The sequence below is a fragment of the Paraburkholderia heleia NBRC 101817 genome (assembly GCF_000739775.1).
Lineage (GTDB): Bacteria > Pseudomonadota > Gammaproteobacteria > Burkholderiales > Burkholderiaceae > Paraburkholderia > Paraburkholderia heleia.
This window is the reverse complement of sequence record NZ_BBJH01000003.1, coordinates 195,688-212,335: the sequence shown is the minus strand read 5'-3', so window position 1 is coordinate 212,335 and position 16,648 is coordinate 195,688. Positions and strand designations below refer to the sequence as shown.

The following is a 16,648-nucleotide window of genomic DNA, read 5'->3' as shown; positions in this document are numbered from 1 at the left end:
TCAACGCACGCGCCGGAAGATCAGCGACGTGTTCACGCCGCCAAACGCGAAGTTGTTGCTCATCACGTATTCGGCGTCTATCGTGCGCGGCTCGCCCTGGATGTAGTCGAGCGGCGCGCAGGCCGGATCGACCTGGGTCAGGTTGAGCGTGGGCGCGTACCAGTTGCGCTTCATCATCTCGATCGTCCACCAGGCCTCGATCGCGCCACAGGCGCCGAGCGTATGGCCGATATAGCTCTTGAGAGAACTAATCGGCATGCGCGCGCCGAAGGTCTCCGCCGTGGCCTGACTCTCGGCCACGTCGCCGCGGTCCGTGGACGTGCCGTGCGCATTCACATAGGCGATCGCTTCGGGGGCCAACTGCGCGTCGGCGAGTGCCTGACGCATGGCGATCGCCATCGTCGCCGCCGTGGGCTGCGTGATATGGGCGCCGTCCGAATTGCAGCCGAAGCCCACCACTTCCGCATGAATGCGCGCGCCGCGCGCCACGGCATGCCCGTATTCCTCGAGTACGAGCGTAGCCGCGCCCTCGCCCACCACGAGCCCGTCACGCGCGGCATCGAACGGACGCGGCGTGAGCTGGGGCGTATCGTTTCGCGTGCTCGTGGCGTAGAGCATGTCGAACACGGCCACGCCGGGCCCCGAGAGTTCCTCGGCGCCGCCGGCGAGCATCAGCGTCTGCTTGCCGTTCGCGATCATCTCGTAGGCGTAGCCAATGGCCTGGCTGCCCGAAGCACACGCGCACGAGGTCGGCACGATGCGTCCCTTGAGATCCCAGAAGAGGCTCACGTTCACGGCCGTGGTGTGCGGCATCATCTGGACGTAACTGTTCGACGTCACGTCGCTCATCGAACCCGTTTCGAGCATCTTGCCGAACGCGCGCACCGGCTCGACCGAACCCGACGATGACCCGTACGCCACGCCCATGCGGCCGTCCCTGATCGACGGCGCATCGAGCAGGCCCGCATCCGCCAGCGCGTGCTCGCTCGCGCGCACCGCGTAGAGCGAGACCGGCCCCATCGAACGCGTTTTCTTGCGCGGGTAATAGTCAGGTGTATTGAACGCCGGCAGCGGGCACGCAAGCCGCGTATGCAGCGACTCGATATAGTCCCAATCGTGCACACGCTTGACGGCGTTGACACCGCCCTTGAGCGCGGCTTCGACCTGCTCCCACTGATCGCCGAGCGCGGTCACGCCGCCCATGCCGGTAATGACGACGCGTTTCATCAGACCATCCCGCCGTTGACGCCAATGACCTGACGCGTGACATAGGACGCCGCGTCGGACATCAGAAAGCCGACCACAGCCGCGACTTCGGCGGGCTGCCCCACGCGATTCATCGGCACGGCCTTGAGCGCGTGCTCGAGCGGCACGTCGTCGAGCATGCCCGTATCGACGAGCCCGGGCGCGACGCTGTTGACGGTGATGCTGCGCGTGGCCAACTCCACCGCGAGCGCTTTCGTCGCGCCAATCAACCCGGCCTTGGCGGCGCTGTAATTGACCTGCCCGCGATTGCCCGTCACGCCCGACACCGAGGCTACCGTCACGATCCGGCCGCCCTTGCGCGCGCGCACCATCGGCATGACGAGCGGATGGACGACGTTGTAGAACGCGTCTAGGCCCGTTTCGAGCACGATGTCCCAGTCTTCGTCGGTCAGTGCCGGGAACGCGGCGTCGCGCGTCACGCCCGCGCAGCAGACGATGCCGTAGTAGGCGCCGTGCGCCGCCACGTCTTCTTCGAGCGCCGTGCGGCATGCGCTGCGCTCGCGCACGTCGAACTGCAGCACGCTGGCCGTGCCGCCCTGTGCGACGATGCCTGCCTTGACGGCATCCGCGTCGTTGCGGCCCGTGCGGCAATGCACGGTTACGGCAAAGCCGTCCGCGGCGAGATGATAGGCGATCGCGCGACCAATGCCGCGGCTCGCGCCGGTGACGAGAACACGCCGGCTCATGATCTGGAATTCTCCTCGATGAAAGTCTGAAAATCGCGCGGTTGATATACCTTCACGGTGGCCTCGGCCAATAGTTTGTCATCCTGACTGATTGTGCAGCCGTACGCGCCGTGGCCTTCTTCGCTGCGCAGCAGTTCGTTGACCGTCACGCTGAGCGGCGCGCCGCTTGCGAATGCGCCTTGCGCCGCCTGATAACGGCGCGTGCCGAGCAGTACGCCCGGGCGCGCGGGTTTGCCTTCGCGCATCGACAACAGGCCTACGTGGGCCGCGATCGCCTGCGCCATCAGCTCGATGCCGATCCACGCGGGCATCGCGCCCTGCTCGTCGGCATACCATGCATCGGCGTTCACACCGGCAAGCGCCGTGAGCGATTCGTCGCTGCATGCGGCAACCGAATCGAGCAGCAGCATCGTGCCACGATGCGGAATGATCGCCTCGATCGGCGGGAACGCGTCCGCCGATGATGAAGGAACGGAATGCATGGCCTCGATCATCGTCCGAGTATGAGTGAAACGTTGCTGCCGCCAAACGCGAATGAGTTGCTCATCACGTATTGGCGCACGCCGCTGCGCGGCAAATACCGCACGTCTTGAACCAGGTCGAGCGATGGCAGGGCCGGGTCCGCTTCTCCATCCCACAGATGGCGCGGCAACGCGACATCGTCGCGAGCGAGCGTGAGCCAGGCCAGCCCCAGTTCGCTCGCGCCCGCGGCGCCGAGCGCATGACCCGTGAGCGGTTTCGTGCCGCTCGCGGCCACGCCGTCGGGAAACACGCGCGCCATGAGATGCGCTTCCATCAGGTCGTTCTTGATGGTGGCCGTCGCGTGCAGGTTGACGTAGCCGATCGCCGACGCACCTATGCCCGCATCGCCAAGCGCCGCGCGCAATGCGAGTTCGCCGCCCGCGCCCGCCGGGTCGGGTGCGGAAATATGGTGGGCGTCGCTCGACTCGCCCGCCCCCGCGAGCATCACTGGCCCTTCCTCGCGGCTCATCAGGAACACCGCCGCGGCTTCGCCGATGTTGATGCCGCGACGCTGCGCGCTCATCGGGTTGGTTCGTACGGGGCTCGTCGATTCAAGCGAGGCGAATCCTTGCAGCGTGAGTTCGCAAAGCGAGTCGACGCCGCCTGCAACGACGGCATCGCACAGGTTCGCGCGCAGCAGACGGCGCGCGGCGACGATGGCCTTGGCGCTGGACGTGCATGCCGTGGAAATGGTGTACGCCGGGCCGCGCAGATCGAGCGCCGCAGCGGCGAACGGCGCGGCCGTGCCGATCTCCATCTGGCGGTAGTCGAACGTCGAAGCGGCGTCGTGCTGCACAGGCTGCGTGAACGTCATTTCCGCGGCGCCGATGCCCGACGTGCTCGTGCCCAGCACGACGCCGATCCGGCCCGCGCCAAAGCGTTCGCGCGCGGCTTCGATGGCGGCGCGGATGTGCGCCAGCGCGGCGAGCAGAAGCCGGTTATTGCGGCAATCGTAGTGGGCGAGCGAGGCAGGGGGCGCAAGGTCGAGCGGCGCCTTCACGCTGCCCGCGAACGCCGTCCCGGTGCGTGTCGCGACCGGCCCCATGCCGGGCGCCTCGCCGCGCGCGAGCGCTCCGACGATCGACGGCACGTCGTCGCCAAGCGCATTGACCATGCCGAGCGCGTGCAAATAGACAGGGAGCGCCATCAGGCCTTTCTCCGTTGATTCGTAGGCGTGCCCGAGGGAGTCCCCGAGGGAATCCCGATAGGCGCGAGCATGACGGACACCATGATGCCGAGCGAAAGGGTGGCGCCGAAGCTCTTGAGCGCGGGCATCGAACTCATGCCGAGCATGCCGAACGAGAGCAGCGTGGTCGCGGCGGATAGCAGCACCCCCGTCCATACCGCACCGCGATCGGTGGAAGCGCGCATCGCGCCTTCGCGCAGAAAGACGGCATAGTTCGCACCCACGCCGAGCACGAGCATCAGCGCCAGCAGGTTAAAGAGGTTGATGCGCACGTGCGCATAGCCGAAAGCGGCGAGCGTGACGCCGATGGCGAGCCACACCGGCAGCGCGACCGCGATGGCCCCGCGCCAGCCATAGCGGAACATCAGCAGTGCGAGCACGAGCGTGAGCGCGCCCGCGAGCCAGATCGCGCCGTCCTGCCGATACACGCCGAAGAGCCGCGACACGCTCGCCGCCTTGTCGACGAAGCTCACGCCGGGCAACGCGTGCGCGAGGTCGAATAGCGTGGGCTCGTTCGCAGCGGATACGCCCTGTGGAATCACGATCGCCGCGAATGCACCGGGTGTGCTCACGGAACGTCCGAGCCACAGATGGCGCAACGGCTGCGACCAGGGTTCGGCAAGCCAGTCGTCCACGTGCAGCACGGAAGCGCCCGAATGCGCCCAGGCATCGAGCCACGTTTGCGCCACCTCGTCACGAAATCCCGCCGCGCCCAGCAGCGAACGCAAGGTGGCGGGATCGGCGAACACTTGCTCGCCGAGCAACGCGCGATCGGCCCGCTGCCGCGCTTCGGACGGCACGAACGACGTCACCGACTGCCAGCCGCTCAGCACGGATGCGCCCGTGAGCGTGCCGAGCCGCGCGCACAGCGCCTCGGTGCGCTCGAGCACGACCTCCGGCGACGCACCGCGCACGACGAAGAACTGCGCGCTGTTGTCGGCCCCCACCGCGCTCGACACCGCACGCTCCTGCACGACGAGCGCCGGATCCCGCTGGATCAGCAGATGAATGTCGTCGTCGCTGCGCAGTTGCAGCCAACCCGGCACGGCGGCGACCACGAGCGCCAGCGCGACGCCCCATGCACGACGACCGCCGATCAGCGCCTGCCATTTCGCAAGCGAGGCCGCGGCCACCACGAAGAGCGTATGGGGGCTGCGTCGCGCGGGCTGCGTCATGAGGCTCGGCAGCAGCCAGACGACGGAAGCGAAAGCAGTGAAGATGCCGACGATAGCGAAGCACGCGATCTGCCTGAGCGCCGGAAACGGCGCAAACGTCAGAATGGCGTAGCCAAGCAGGCTCGTGCCGAGCGCGACCGTGAGCGCGGGCAACACTTCCCGCGCGCCGCGCCGCGAATCCCAGCCGTGCCGTGCGCCCAGGTAGACGACGAAGTACTGGATGGAGTAATCGACGGCTTCGCCGATCAGGCTCGCGCCGAACACGAGCGTAAGCAGATGCAGCTTGCCGAATACGAGCATCGTGGCCGCGAGCGCACATACGATGCCGAGCGCGGTGGAAACGAAGCCGAGCAGGATCAGCCGGGGCGAACGGAAGATCCAGAGCATGAGCAGCGCGATGCCCACCGCCGAAACGATGCCGATCACATGCACGTCGCGCTCGGAGGCGCGCCGTGCGGACTCGGCATAGAACACGGCGCCCGTGCGCGCGACGGTCACATCGGGCCAAGAAGCTTTGAGCGCAGCCTCACCGTGTGCGACGGCAAGCAGCACGCCCCGCTGAATATCGGATTCGTACGCCGATCCAGGCAGCGTGCCGATCACGAGCACGCTCGTGGTGTGACCGCGGTGCGCAGTGAGGAAACCGTCTTCGACGGTGAGATTCGACGCCGCGAGCGGCAGCCCCGCGAGCCAGTGCTGAAGCCAGCCAAAGGGGTCGTCGGTCAGAGACGTTGCGAGACCCGCGTCCGGCAGCCCGTAGAGGCGCTCGGCGAGCGCGCCGCGCAGCGTTTCGGTGCTACCGGAAGCAACCGCACGGTCTTGTGCCGTCAGCAAGCCAAAGCGGTACGGCAGGTAGAAGCGCGTAATGCGCCCGAGGTCGAACGGCGGGACTTGCGCCGTCACCGAGGCAAACGCGTGACTCGCGCTCAGCACCGCGCCCAGTCGCGCCGCCGCCGCTTTCGCGTGCGCGGCGTCGCTGCTCGACACGAGCAGCACGGCGCGGTTGCCGAGCGCGCCCGCAAGCTGGTCCACGGCCTCTTCGGCCACCGGGTCGGCCTCGGTTGGCGGCAGCAGTGCGAGCAGGTTCGTCTGCAAGGGCGTCGGCCCCGCAAAGCGCCAGGCGCAATAGAGCGCCGCCGCGAGCGCCAGCAGCAGCCACGCGGCGCGCAGCGTCCACTGCCGCCACGGCCGGGTTGCGGTACGAAGCTCGGAGGAACTCACTGGGGCGTTCCGAAGAGCTTCTGGTCGGCAGGCGCAAGTTCGGACACCTGCGCGCTGCCGCTGAAGTCGTACTGCGTGACGTCGCCGTTGGCGAAGGTGATGCGCAAGCCGTGCAGGAACTCACCGCCTTCCATCTCGATGCCGCGCAGCGCCTGTGCGAGCTGCGGCTGGCGCGGCACGAGGCGCATCTGCCATTGCGCAGGCGTGCCGCGCGCCGCTACGTCGAATTGCGAGTACAGGCCGCTCAGGTCACCGCCAAGCATCGAGCGCATCATCTTCGCGATCTCGGCCGCGCCGCGCGTGCCCCGCGCACCGCCGTTCCGGGCGCGCTGATCGGGTTGACCATCGGCATCGATCACGGTGAAGCCGCTGTCGCGCATGATCCACGTTTTCCTGTACGGCGTTTCGACCTGCCAGATCACGCCGCGCTCGCGAAAGAACAATAGCGAGCCTGTGCTGACGAGCGGCGCTTTCATCGCGGCAAGCGTCTGCGTTTGCGTGAAATGCGCACGCACGCCATTTGCGCGCGCGAGACGCGACGCGATTTGCGAGACGAGTGCCGCGTCGCCGGCGTTCGCGCTCGTGCTCACGCTCCCAGGCGCCGCCGCGGCGCGCGCCGGAAGCCACAGCGACTGAAGCGCAATCAGTGCGGCCACCGCCGCGCATCGGTTTAACGCGCCCATGCACGCTCCAGCTTTTCGAGCACGACAGGCGGCGAGACGAACTGCAGTTCCTGCGTGGCGGCGTTCACGGCGACCTGGATCGTGTAGCCCTTCGTGAGCCGTGCGCGCGATTCGCGATCGTAGATTTCGTAGCCGATCTTCAGGCGATTTTCGTACTCGATGAGGTGCGCGCACACCGCGAGCTGCTGCCCATAAACGGCGGGCCGCACATACTTGAGATGCGCTTCGACCACGGGCCACACGTAGCCCGACGCCTGCATCTCGCGATAGTCGTAGTCGAACGTGCGCAGCAGCGCCGCGCGGCCGAATTCGAAATACTTCAGATAGTGGCCGTGCCAGCAGACATTCATCGCATCCACGTCATGGAACGGCACTTCCACGTTCGCGCTCGCGCTCAATACCGGCGCCGCCTTGTGTGATTCGCTCATGGCCGGCCCTCCGCGCTACGCCCGACGAAGTCGCCGGTTGCGATGCGCTCCGTCATGGCGCGCAGTTCGTGTTCGAGCGCGCGGTCCTCGTCCACGAATGGCGACGTCGCGGCCACGTCCTCCATGAACGCGGCAAGCGGCCCGGGAATTACCGTCGCCGCGTTACCGCGCAGCCGCAGGCGCGCGGCCTGCACCGCGGCGAGCGCGTGGGCGGCCGCGACCTGCTCGGTGAGCTGCAGCACGCGCAGGCAGTCGCGCACGGCGATCGTGCCCATGCTCACCTTGTCCTGATTGTGCGCCTCGGTCGAGCGGGAGAACACGCTCGCGGGCATCGTGTGCTTGAGCGCTTCCGCCGTCCACGCCGACGCCGAAATCTGCACGGCCTTGAAACCGTGATTGATCGGAGCGCGAGCACTCGTCGCGCCCGTGAGGTTGCGCGGCAGGCCGTTGTTGAATTTGTCGTCGACGAGCAAGGCGAGCTGACGGTCCATCAGATCGGCAAGATTCGCCACGGCCGTCTTGAGTCCGTCCATGGCGAACGCGATATGGCCGCCGTAGAAGTTGCCGCCGTGCAGCACGCGCTCGCTGTCGGGATCAATCAGCGGATTGTCGTTGGCGCTGTTCAGTTCGTTCTCGATGTCGCGGCGCATCCACGCGAGCGCGTCGTTCGCGACACCGATCACGTGCGGCGCACAGCGGATCGAATAGCGGTCCTGCAGCCGGTGACCCGGCGTGTCCGGACGGCCGGCCAGGTCAGCGCGGATCCAGGCCGCCGCCTCGGCCTGCCCGGCATGCGGCTTGGCTTCGAAGATAAACGCGTCGAAATGCGCGGCGCGCCCGTCGAGTGCCACCGTTGCGAGCGCGGTGAGTCGTGCGGCGAGGCGCGCGAGCTGCGTCGCGCGCGCGAACGCGAGGCATGCGAGGCCCGTCATGACCGCCGTCCCGTTCATCAGCGCGAGGCCTTCCTTGGGCGCGAGCGTGAGCGGCTCGCGACCTAGCGCGAGCCACGCGTCGCGCGCCTCGCACGGCGCGCCGCGAAACTGCACGGCGCGCTCGCCGACCAGCGCCGCCGCGACGTAGGAAAGCGGCGTGAGGTCGCCGCTTGCGCCCACCGAGCCTTCGGCGGGAATACGCGGCAAGACGCGATGATTGACGAGATCGGCGAGGCGTTCGAGCAGCACCGGGCGCACGCCCGAAAGTCCGAACGCGAGCGAATTCAGCCGCGCCGCGATCACCGCGAGCGCCGAGGCATCGTCGAGATATTCGCCCATGCCGCAGCCGTGATAGCGCGTGAGCTGCAGCGGCAGGGCCTCGACGAGCGCCATCGGCACGTCGACGACGCACGCGTCCCCGTAGCCCGTATTGACGCCGTACACGGTCGCGCCGGCTGCGAGATGCCGACGCAAAAACTCCGCGCCGCGCGCGATGCGTTCGCGCCAGGCCGGGTCGTCGTTGAGCCGCACGGCAGCACCGCCTCGCGCCACCGCCACGACGTCCTCAATCGTCAAATGGCGGCCGCCGAATACCACGGCATCCACTTTCACTTCGGCATCCTTCAGGTCAGTTTCGGCCATCCGCTCCCCCACTGGGGCGCGCCCAGAAATCGTAGAAGTTGAACCATTGGTAAGGCGCTTTGCGGCAATAGTGTTCGAGGCGCGCCGCGAAGCGCTGCGCCCATGCCGCAATATGCTCGGCGCGGCCACGCCGCGGCAGATCGATGCGCTCGGCAAACGGCTCGAAGTAGAGCCGGTAACCCGCGCGCTCTTTCAGGCAGAACAACAGATAAACGGGGCACGCGAGCGCATGCGCCAATACATAGGGACCCTGGGCAAACGCGGCCGTCTCGCCAAGGAATTGCGCCTCGGTGGTGCGTCCGGTTTCGCGTGCGGGCGTGCGGTCGCCGACGATGACGAGCAGCTCGCCGCGCTCGATGCGCTCCTGCATCATCAACGCCGTTTGCGGGCCGAAGTCGGTCACCGGCACGAGATGCTGCGCGAAGTCGTGATGGGCGCAAGCCAGCACGCTGTTGAAGCGTTTCGCGTGCTCCGTGTAGACGATGGCCGTCACCTTCGTTTGCGCACCGCGCACGGCCAGCGCCCGCGCCATTTCGAGGTTGCCGTGGTGCGAGCCGATGACGAGCGCGCCGCGGCCGCTCGCGATCAACGCGTCGAACGCGCGTGGGTCGTCGACCTCCACGTCGGTCTGATCCACACGGCCCGTCCAGGCGGCCAGCTTGTCGAAGCCCGATTGGGCGAACGAGAGCATATGGCGGTAGGCCGTGAGCCAGCCGGGGCGCGGCGTCTCGCGTTGCGGCGAACACTGCCGCAGCCGGTCGAAATAGCGCCGCGAGGCTTCGCGTGCGGGACGGCCCGTTAGCAGGAAGTAGGCGACGATCGGGTGCAGCCAGAGCGCGGTAAAGCGCCGCCCGAACAGGCCGCAGCTCCAGGCGAGCAGCGCCATGCCGAGCCGGCTGCCGCGTTCGGCCGTGCGCCACCACGGGTCGTTGCCCTCGCCCGCAGCCGCCTTCCGTGCCGGAACCCGCGGCATGACCTTGTGCGCGAGCAGGAGCGGCAGACGCGCGAACATGCCCGCGACGAGCCGCGTATGACTGCGGCTGATGCGCACGTTGTCCCACAGCACGTCGAAATGCGAGACGCCGTCGGCCGCGTAGGTGACGGCGGTCGGAATCGACACGAACACCACGCGCCGCCAGTGCAGACGCACGAGAATCTCGATGTCGAAGTCCATGCGCCCGGGCAGCTTCACGCTGTCGATCAGCGCACACGCGAGGTCGAGCGGATAGAGACGGAAGCCGCACATCGAATCGCGAATCGTGAACGAGAGCGTCTCGATCCACACCCACACATGGGTCAGATAGCGCCCGTAGAGGCGCGCTTTCGGCACGCTCTCGTCGTACACGGGCTGGCCGATCACGACCGCGCGCGGATTCGCCTGCGCGGCGGCGAGAAAGCGCGGGACGTCCGCAGCGTCGTGCTGGCCGTCGGCGTCGATCTGCAGCGCGTGCGTATAGCCGGCGTCGCGCGCGGCGCGCAGCCCCGCCATCACCGCCGCGCCCTTGCCGCCGTTGACGGGCAGGCGCCGCAGCGTGAGTTTGCCGGCGTGGCGGCGCGCGAGGTCCGCCAGCACCTGCTGGGTGGCTTCGTCGCTGCCGTCGTCCACGACGATGAGCGGCAGGCCATGGACGATCAGGTTCGCCACGGTGCCGCCAATCGCGTCCTTGTGGTTGTAAATCGGAATGACGATACAGGCCGCGAGGCTCATGCGTGCTCCCTGTATACGAAGACGCCGGACGCGCAGTCGCGCTCGCCAACGCGCCACGCGAACGCTACGCGCCGGCGCGCAGCGTCATGCTCGAGATCGAGCTTGAGCAGCGCGCCCGGCGGTACGGGCATCGTGAATTTCAGTTGATCGACCGAGGCGAGCGAGCGCACGCCGGGCACCCAGTCGCGCGCAAAACGCATCGCCCAGTCCACCTGCACCACGCCCGGCAGAATCGGCAGCCCCGGAAAGTGGCCCGCGAAATGAACGAGCGTGTGCGGCACACGCAATTCGACCGTCCGCCCTTGCGCGTCGTCGAATTGCGCGAGCAACTCGAACCCTTCAACGCTTGCCGCGAACGCGCGGGCGACCGCTTGCGCCTGAATCTTGCCGCGCGAGTCGACTGGCAGCGCGCCGTGAATGCGCCAGTGACGCGGCAGAACGACCGCGTCGAACCAGGCGGCGAGGTGGCGGCGCAGCGCTTTCAGGAGCAGAGCGCGGCCATCGCGGCGCAGCGTTTGGCGGCCCTGCGCGGAGAGCACCACGAGCGCGCCGATGCGCTCGCGCGACGCGCCTTCGAGCAGCACGGTTCTCACTTCGGCAACGCCGGAATGGAGCAGCAGTTTGCTCTCCATCTCGCTGAGCGACACCCGCTTGCCGTGGACCTTGACAACGCGGTCGAGACGCCCTTGCAGCACGAAGCGGCCGTGCCCGTCGAACGCCGCCTTGTCGTCGGTGCGATGCCAGCCGTCGTGGCCGAGGTGCGGCGAACGCACTTCGAGCGCGCCGCCTTCTTCCGTTGCGCCCGCGCGCACGGCGACGCCCGGCATGGGCGTCCACGCCTGAACGTCGTTCTGGTTGCGCCAGGCGATGCCACCCGTCTCCGTGCTGCCGTAGATCTCCAGCGGCGCAGCGCCGAACGTGGCAGCGTATTGCTTCGCCGTGTCGAGCGGCAGCGGGCCGCCCGACGAGAAGAATGCGCGCGGCGCCGGACCGAGCGCCGCGAACCCTGGCAGATCGGGCCAGCGCGAGAGCTGCGCAGGTGTCGAGACGACGACCGTCGAGTCACGGTGCGCCGCACATTCGGCAATACGCGCCTGCAATTGCGCCGGGTCGGCACAGGTCGTGCGAGCGAACGGCCTGCCCGCGGCCAGTGGCCAGAAAACGCGGAACAGCAGCCCGTAAATGTGGTGATGCGGCACGCTCGCGAGCACGACCGCGTTGCCCAGCAGCGCGCCCCACGCGGCTTCCAGCGTATGCACTTCGGCGTCGAACTGTGCGAGCGTCTTGTGCACAGGCTTCGGCGTGCCGCTGCTGCCGGACGTGAAGAGCGTGAGCAATGCGTTCGCGTCGACCGTCATGCCGGGCTCGACGGGCTGAATCACAGGGGTATCGGCACACCACGCGGCAAGCGTGTGCTCGTCGAGGACCGTGTCGTACGCGTCGCCTAGTTCGGCGAGATAGCCAGGCGTCGCGTTCGCCGGAATCACCGGCACCTTGCCGGCCACGAGCAGTCCGAACAAAGCGCAGGCGAACGTATACAAGTTGTCGCTCCATAGCGCGAATCGCTGGCCCGGCCGCGTGCGCATGCGCGCCGCAATGCCAAGCGCATGCGCACGGAACGTAGCGAAATCCGTTGCGTTGGCGCCATCGACGCACACCACGCTGCGCGGCTCACGGCAACGCGTCACAAGCAGCTCGTGCAATGCGATCACGCCGCCTCCCGTCGCGCAGCACGCGGCAGCATGATCCATGTGCGCCAGACGAACTCGCCGGCGAGCAACGCGCCGATGATCACATAGGCGAGCATGCCGTTGTAGAGCGACCAGGTGCGAGCGGGCCAGGCAAGCGCCGTCCAGGCAGAAAACACGCTGTTCAAAGCGAAAAACACACACCAGAGCTGCGTAATGCGGCGCGTATAACGCACGATGTGCGCGGGCGGATCGGGATAGGTCAGGCGTGCGAATTTTTCGACCATCGACGGACCCTTCGCGAGGGTCGCGCCGAAGGCGGCGAGCAGCCCGAGGTTCACGAGCGAGGGATACAGGCGCACGAGCCGTTCGCTATTGGTGATGACGATGGCCACCGAGGCGACATTGAGCGTGACGGCCACGGCCCAGTCCACCGGCGTGAGCTTGCGCAGCGTTGCTGCGAGCGCGCCCGTGCCGGCCACGCGCTGCATCCAGAGCAGCACGAGCAGCAACAAGCCCACGCAGCGCGGCGAATCCCAGCGCCAGGCACAGAGGATCACGACCGGGTAGGCGACACCGGCAAGCAGTCTCCACTTGCTGCGTGCGCGGCCGCCTGCCATGTTGCTTTCGCCTGCCGCGGCAGGCTCAGCCGGGCCGTGCCCGCGAAGCACCGTCACGAATCGCCTCAAGCCGGCGTCACGAGCAGCGCCTCGACCGCGGTGATCACGTCGCCCACAGTGCGCACCTGCTTGAACTCTTCCGGCTTGATGCGGCGGCCCGTCATTTCCTGGAGTTTGATGGCCAGATCGACGGCGTCAATGCTGTCCAGATCCAGTTCCTCGAACAGGTGCGCCTCCGGCGTGACGCGCGCCGGATCGATATCGAAGTTCTCGTGAAAGATTTCGCGGATACGGTCGAGAATTTCAGCTTCGCTCATGGTTCAATCCCCCTTCCCTGCAGTGGCTTCCAGCGCCTTGTTTTCGTTTGCGTGGCCCGCGACGAGCGCCGCGAGCGTGTTAATCGAGCGAAAGTAGCCGCGCACGTTTTCGTCGTCGGCGTTGATGCCCAGTCGATAGTGCTGGCGCAGCACGATGCCGATCTCCAGCGCGTCGATCGAGTCGAGCCCCACACCGTCGGTGTCGAACAGCGGCGCGTCGTCGTCGATATCGGCGGGCGTGAGATGCTCGAGATCGAGCGCCTCGATCAGGAGACGCTTAATTTCCAGTTTTAAAGTATCCATAGTCAAACAGGTGCTGTGTGATTTGCGCCTCGATGGTGCGCGTGACGTTGCGCGCGGCGAGCGCGGAGGGCATGTCGCGCGGCGCGAGCGGCTGGACGCCGATGGGCGCCAGCACGTTCACGGTCATGCGGAAGGGGCGCTGCGGAACGTGATACCAGCGCATCTGCTTGGTGAAGACTGGCGGATCGCAGTGCATGAGCACGGGCAGAACCGGCGCGCCGGCCTCTAGCGCCGTATGCGCGAAGCCGCGCGAGAACGCGTGCAGGCGATTCGGCGCGGGGCTGCGCGAGCCTTCGGGAAAAATGATCATGCTGTAGCCGTTTGCGAGCTGGCGCGCGCAGTCCTGCACGAAGCCCGAGGGATCGGCGTTGCTCACGTACTCGGCCGCCCGCACGATGCCCCAGAGGCACGGGTTGCGCCAATGCGCGTTCTTCACGACGCAACAGGCCGATGGCGTGAGCGCGAGCAGCACCATCACGTCGAGGTAGGTGGGATGGTTCGCGACGACGATGGCCGGTGCGCCCGAGCGCAGTGCGTTCGCGCCGGCCACGTCGAGCTTCATGACGCCTGCGCGCTGCAACGCGGCCACGAGCGAGCGGAAAAACCAGTGAATGAGGGTGGTGACGGTGCGTTGCCGCGAAGCGCGACGCGGCCAGACCGAAGCCAGCGGAAAGACGATCACCGAGAAAAGCAACCCGCACGCGCCGAACAACGCGAAGCTGAAGCCAGTGGCGAAGAGCCGCCAGCCGTAATCAAGCCGGGCCGACATGCCAGCTCCATTGCCATGTTCCGCCGCTGCCCTGCCACGCAGCGCTTTCGCCGCCGCTCAGGCAGTGATGCAGCGCTTCGCTTTGCGTAGCGAATGCGCGTGCCTGTGCTGCCGAACCCTGTTTGCTTTCTGTGACAGAGCACGCGAGCCGGCCTTGCGGAGCCTCGCCCGCATCGATCAGCAGCGCGAACGCGCCGCGCTGCACTTCCTGCTCGACCGCGCCATAGCGCGCATCGGCGGGTTCGTCGGCGTAGACGACCAATACCGGACTGCCGGGGTCTTCGCTATGCAGCGCATGGCCTTCGAGCAGTGCGTAGCCCAGTGTCTGCGCGCCGGCCGAGAGGGCAGTAGCCGGCGAACGGTCGCCCCGCACGATGCCGAATAGCCCCGTCATCGCATTGAGCACGGAAAGGCTGAACGCGTTCGGCGAAACGGGCTTGTATGCCTCGATGTCGCGCAGAATGTCCGTCGTGCGGCGCAACTCGCCGTGGCGCGATGCGAAAATCACGCGTGCCCTGGTTTGCGCATCGACGCAGTCGCCCGCCACCTTCAGCGCCATCCGCGAAAGCGCGCTCAGGCGGCGGCGCATCATCGGATCGACGAACGCAACCTCAGGCAAACTATCCGATGCGGAAAACCAGAAGGACCAGCGCGCCACGGGCATGGTCCACGACAAATCGGGCATAGGGGTTGACGATAACGGCGGCCGCAGAGGGCGGGCTCTCGACCCCGAACGGCGTATGTTTATTTTTCCTCGGCCCGCAAATATTCTGGGCAAAGTTCTCGTGCGTACTTTAACGGCAGATGTCGCAAACTATTTAGGGTGAAGCACGAAATAATTCTGAATAATTTGATATGCATCAAGTGATGCATTGAAATCAATCATTTAGGCGCGTGACATAAGCACACATTTGCCACGGCAAATGCCGCTCTCGGCCCGACGAATATCGGTCGATAGTTTAGGGCGCCGGACGCGGTCGAAATAAGGATATACATCGGCGCAAGCCGTAGAATGCGGGCACCGCGGGGCAGTTTTAGTCACTGACTGCCATATCGCCCTACAGTCAGCTTCCAATAATCCGGCCCTCTATCTCCCTCCGCCCCCATGCTTTCCCATTCCACTATCTGGCTGATGGTCTCGGGCTGCGCGATCGTGCTGCTGATGCCGGGACCGACCAACACCCTGCTGGCCGCCGCCGGTTTGCGGCAGGGCCTGCGGCGCTCCGCGCATCTGACCGCAGCCGAACTGGCCGGCTACCTGGTGTCGATTACCCTCTGGGGGCTTTGCTTCACCCATGCGTCGCAATCGCTGGGCTGGCTGCCAAAGGTGCTGCGCGTGGCCAGCAGCCTCTATCTGGCGTGGCTCGCCTTGCGCCTTTGGTTCACGGCGAACTCGCTCGAAACGTCCGCCAGGGGCGTGGTCGGCACGCGCACGCTGTTCAGCGCCACGGTGCTCAATCCCAAGGCCATTTTGTTCGCCGGTTCGATTTTTCCGCCCGTGGCGTTCGCGAGCGTCATCACGTGGCTCCAGGCCATGGCGATCTTCGCGGTCTTGCTGATTCCCATTGGCCTGACGTGGATCGCCATTGGCGCGGCGCCGCGCAACGGCCGTGCGCCGTTCATTCGCCCTGCGCACTTCCAGCGCTGCGCGTCCGTCGTGGTGGGCGCCTTTTCCGTGTCGCTCATATGGACGCTCGCGCACTGATGGTACCGCCCCATTCCCGGGCTCAAGCGATTTGCGGCGGAACGAGTTCGGCAACGCTGAACCAGCGGCCGCCAGCGGTGCCAGCCAGGTGCCGCAGCGCCTCGGCGTCGTTCACGCCGCATTCCACCGGAAAGGACTTTGCCGCGTAAGCGGCTAGCCAGAGGGTCCGCATCACACCATCCGTAAATGCAACGTACGGTACGGCGGCGCTCGCCGGGCATCTGACTTCCGCAAGCGGCACGGGATCTTGCTCGCCGAAGCTGAAACTCTCGGCCGCCAGTTCGAAGCGCGGGTCGGCGCGCCAGGTCTGCGGCGTTCCGTTTGCGAGCCCGGCGTGCTCGCCGCGCGGCCCGTCCCGCCAGAGCTTCAAGAGGCGTGTGCAATCCACTTCGACCACGGCCCGTTCCTCGTTGCCGTAGTTCGAGCGGCTCACCGACATATACACGTCGGCGACCGCTGTGCGCACGCGAAAAAGCGCGGCACGCTGCCCGTTCAACGCGCTCGCCTGCAGCCCCAGGTAACTCTCCATCTCCGCTCCAGATTATCCACAGCCCCATGCTTGCCGAAGAAAAAAGCGGCGGATAGCAGGAATACGACAGCCAACGGGGAGAAAGCGACCTGCTTCATGTTGGCGATGCGTCCGCGCAGGCGTGTCGCCCGGTTGGCGAATTCATTCTCGCGATACAGCGCGTGGGTTCTATGTGCCGCGCGCCGATTGATGGCTTACTTGCGCCATCAAGCCAGCGCCGCGGCACGAAGCGCAAGTCGCAGCGGACGCACTACGACACGAGGAGAAC

General features: G+C 66.8%; 17 protein-coding genes. 1 reads left to right on the top strand and 16 read right to left on the bottom strand.

Annotation, left to right across the window (positions count from 1 at the left end):
* Genes BHE01S_RS02900 through BHE01S_RS02830 form a run of 15 tightly spaced genes read right to left on the bottom strand, consistent with a single transcriptional unit; the run spans position 1 to position 14,831 of the window.
* Complete coding sequence (locus BHE01S_RS02900; protein ID WP_042260373.1) at positions 1–1,227, bottom strand: beta-ketoacyl-ACP synthase; 1,227 nt, start codon at positions 1,225–1,227, stop codon at positions 1–3.
* On the bottom strand, positions 1,227–1,952 hold the full coding sequence (locus tag BHE01S_RS02895; protein WP_042260372.1) for a 3-ketoacyl-ACP reductase FabG2: 726 nt from the start codon (positions 1,950–1,952) through the stop codon (positions 1,227–1,229). The genes BHE01S_RS02900 and BHE01S_RS02895 overlap by 1 nt, the downstream gene beginning before the upstream one ends.
* Positions 1,949–2,434, bottom strand: coding sequence for a hotdog family protein (locus BHE01S_RS02890; RefSeq protein WP_042260732.1), 486 nt, complete (start codon positions 2,432–2,434; stop codon positions 1,949–1,951). The genes BHE01S_RS02895 and BHE01S_RS02890 overlap by 4 nt, the downstream gene beginning before the upstream one ends.
* Positions 2,435–2,442: 8 nt before the next feature.
* Positions 2,443–3,624 carry a beta-ketoacyl-[acyl-carrier-protein] synthase family protein gene (locus tag BHE01S_RS02885; RefSeq protein ID WP_042260730.1) on the bottom strand — a complete coding sequence of 394 codons (1,182 nt, stop codon included), beginning with the start codon at positions 3,622–3,624 and terminating at the stop codon, positions 2,443–2,445.
* The gene (locus BHE01S_RS02880) at positions 3,621–6,056 is read right to left on the bottom strand and encodes an MMPL family transporter (protein ID WP_042260371.1); all 2,436 of its coding nucleotides are present in this window, start codon (positions 6,054–6,056) and stop codon (positions 3,621–3,623) included. Before BHE01S_RS02880 ends, BHE01S_RS02885 begins: the two co-directional genes overlap by 4 nt.
* Complete coding sequence (locus BHE01S_RS02875) at positions 6,053–6,739, bottom strand: outer membrane lipoprotein carrier protein LolA (RefSeq protein ID WP_042260370.1); 687 nt, start codon at positions 6,737–6,739, stop codon at positions 6,053–6,055. Before BHE01S_RS02875 ends, BHE01S_RS02880 begins: the two co-directional genes overlap by 4 nt.
* Positions 6,727–7,167, bottom strand: coding sequence for an acyl-CoA thioesterase (locus BHE01S_RS02870; RefSeq protein ID WP_042260369.1), 441 nt, complete (start codon positions 7,165–7,167; stop codon positions 6,727–6,729). The genes BHE01S_RS02875 and BHE01S_RS02870 overlap by 13 nt, the downstream gene beginning before the upstream one ends.
* Positions 7,164–8,741 carry an HAL/PAL/TAL family ammonia-lyase gene (locus tag BHE01S_RS02865; protein WP_042260367.1) on the bottom strand — a complete coding sequence of 526 codons (1,578 nt, stop codon included), beginning with the start codon at positions 8,739–8,741 and terminating at the stop codon, positions 7,164–7,166. Before BHE01S_RS02865 ends, BHE01S_RS02870 begins: the two co-directional genes overlap by 4 nt.
* Entirely contained in the window at positions 8,728–10,449 is a 1,722-nt protein-coding gene (locus tag BHE01S_RS02860; protein WP_042260365.1) for a glycosyltransferase family 2 protein, read from the bottom strand. The genes BHE01S_RS02865 and BHE01S_RS02860 overlap by 14 nt, the downstream gene beginning before the upstream one ends.
* Complete coding sequence (locus BHE01S_RS02855; RefSeq protein ID WP_042260728.1) at positions 10,446–12,161, bottom strand: AMP-binding protein; 1,716 nt, start codon at positions 12,159–12,161, stop codon at positions 10,446–10,448. The genes BHE01S_RS02860 and BHE01S_RS02855 overlap by 4 nt, the downstream gene beginning before the upstream one ends.
* Positions 12,158–12,814, bottom strand: a complete 657-nt coding sequence (locus tag BHE01S_RS02850) for a COG4648 family protein (protein ID WP_407669452.1) — start codon at positions 12,812–12,814, stop codon at positions 12,158–12,160. The genes BHE01S_RS02855 and BHE01S_RS02850 overlap by 4 nt, the downstream gene beginning before the upstream one ends.
* An 8-nt stretch (positions 12,815–12,822) precedes the next feature.
* A complete protein-coding gene (locus tag BHE01S_RS02845) occupies positions 12,823–13,074 on the bottom strand; it encodes an acyl carrier protein (RefSeq protein ID WP_042260362.1) in 252 nt (83 codons plus the stop codon).
* A gap of 3 nt (positions 13,075–13,077) precedes the next feature.
* Complete coding sequence (locus tag BHE01S_RS02840) at positions 13,078–13,377, bottom strand: phosphopantetheine-binding protein (protein WP_042260360.1); 300 nt, start codon at positions 13,375–13,377, stop codon at positions 13,078–13,080.
* A complete protein-coding gene (locus BHE01S_RS02835) occupies positions 13,352–14,146 on the bottom strand; it encodes a lysophospholipid acyltransferase family protein (RefSeq protein WP_042260357.1) in 795 nt (264 codons plus the stop codon). The genes BHE01S_RS02840 and BHE01S_RS02835 overlap by 26 nt, the downstream gene beginning before the upstream one ends.
* Complete coding sequence (locus tag BHE01S_RS02830; RefSeq protein WP_042260355.1) at positions 14,130–14,831, bottom strand: beta-ketoacyl synthase chain length factor; 702 nt, start codon at positions 14,829–14,831, stop codon at positions 14,130–14,132. Before BHE01S_RS02830 ends, BHE01S_RS02835 begins: the two co-directional genes overlap by 17 nt.
* A gap of 420 nt (positions 14,832–15,251) precedes the next feature.
* Here BHE01S_RS02830 and BHE01S_RS02825 point away from each other — a divergent pair, with 420 nt between their 5' ends.
* Positions 15,252–15,851: a LysE family translocator gene (locus BHE01S_RS02825; RefSeq protein WP_042260353.1), complete on the top strand. Its 600-nt coding sequence runs from the start codon at positions 15,252–15,254 to the stop codon at positions 15,849–15,851.
* A 22-nt stretch (positions 15,852–15,873) separates the two neighbouring features.
* On the opposite strand, the gene BHE01S_RS35930 is transcribed toward BHE01S_RS02825, so the two are convergent.
* Positions 15,874–16,380: a plasmid fertility inhibition factor family protein gene (locus BHE01S_RS35930; protein ID WP_052405664.1), complete on the bottom strand. Its 507-nt coding sequence runs from the start codon at positions 16,378–16,380 to the stop codon at positions 15,874–15,876.
* Positions 16,381–16,648 lie beyond the last annotated feature (268 nt).